Below are 1,667 nucleotides of genomic sequence, written 5' to 3'. Positions count from 1 at the left end.
GACTTTCTCCCTGTGTCCCCACAGTTCTGTTATATTGCAGTACAGGAATATCAACCTGTTGTCCATCGACTACGTCTTTCGACCTCGCCTTAGGCCCCGACTTACCCAGAGCAGATCAGCTTTACTCTGGAAACCTTAGATATTCGGCCGGAAAGATTCTCACTTTCCTCTCGCTACTCATTCCGGCATTCTCTCTTCTTAACGCTCCACAGCTCCTTACGGTACTGCTTCGTCGCTTTAAGAATGCTCCTCTACCAATGCACATTCGTGCATTCCACGGCTTCGGTGTTGTGTTTTAGCCCCGGACATTTTCGGCGCAGGACCTCTCGACTAGTGAGCTATTACGCACTCTTTTAATGTATGGCTGCTTCTGAGCCAACATCCTAGTTGTCTTCGAAATCCCACATCCTTTTCCACTTAACACACACTTTGGGACCTTAGCCGGTGGTCTGGGCTCTTTCCCTTTTGACTACCCAACTTATCTCGTGTAGTCTGACTCCCGATAAGCATCTGTACGGCATTCGGAGTTTGATATTCTTCGGTAAGCTTTGACGCCCCCTAGGAAATTCAGTGCTCTACCTCCGCAAGACTCTATCGAGGCTAGCCCTAAAGCTATTTCGAGGAGAACCAGCTATCTCCGGGTTCGATTGGAATTTCTCCCCTATCCACACCTCATCACCACCCTTTTCAACGGATGTGTGTTCGGTCCTCCATTGCCTTTTACGGCAACTTCAACCTGGACATGGATAGATCACCCGGTTTCGGGTCTACTCTGACTGACTCTGCGCCCTATTAAGACTTGGTTTCCCTTCGGCTCCTTACCTTAAGTAATTAACCTTGCCAGCCAGCGTAACTCGCCGGACCGTTCTACAAAAAGTACGCGGTTCAACTTTAAATAGTTGTTCCACAGCTTGTAAACATAAGGTTTCAGGTTCTCTTTCACTCCCCTCCCGGGGTTCTTTTCACCTTTCCTTCACAGTACTATGCGCTATCGGTCACTAAGTAGTATTTAGCCTTGGGGGGTGGTCCCCCCGAATTCCCACAAGGTTTCTCGTGTCTCGTGGTACTTTGGATCCCGCTCGCTCACTTCTGATTTCGCATACGAGGCTTTCACTCTCTCTGGCGGGCTTTCCCAAAACCCTTCTGCTATCATACGTGTCACTTGTTGCGGTCCATAACCCCGGAATGCACGCATTCCGGTTTAGGCTCCTTCCATTTCGCTCGCCGCTACTTTGGAAATCGAGTTTTCTTTCTTTTCCTCCGGGTACTTAGATGTTTCAGTTCCCCGGGTTCCCTCTGCATGGCTATGTATTCACCATGCAGTAACTGGAGTCTTTCCAGCTGGGTTTCCCCATTCAGATATCTCCGGATCAAAGGATATTTGCTCCTCCCCGAAGCTTTTCGCAGCTTATCACGTCTTTCATCGGCTCTTAGTGCCAAGGCATCCACCCTATGCTCTTATTAGCTTGACCATTTTTAAGGCTCGTACATAGCGTTGTACTCACCAAGGCCATAGGTTATAACCAGCAGTCTCCTGCTGTCTGCTTTGATGTTATCTCTGCGTTTTTGCTTTGCTTTCGCAAAGCCCTCGGATGTCTCTCGATAATCTTTCGATTATTTTCGATTTTTGAATATTTCAATGTGTAGTTTTCAAGGTACATGTTTGT

At 48.0% G+C, this 1,667-nt stretch carries 1 rRNA gene (running past one end of the window); it reads right to left on the bottom strand.

Features of this window, described 5'->3' with window-relative positions:
- Nucleotides 1–1,472, bottom strand: a 23S ribosomal RNA gene (locus BJR36_RS19635); its annotated part reaches 1,412 nt to the left of the window's first position; the annotation flags it as partial.
- Nucleotides 1,473–1,667 lie beyond the last annotated feature (195 nt).

It is taken from the genome of Anaerobium acetethylicum, assembly GCF_900096945.1.
In the GTDB taxonomy this organism is placed as follows: Bacteria; Bacillota; Clostridia; order Lachnospirales; family Lachnospiraceae; genus Anaerobium; species Anaerobium acetethylicum.
This window is presented reverse-complemented; position numbering and strand designations above follow the sequence as displayed.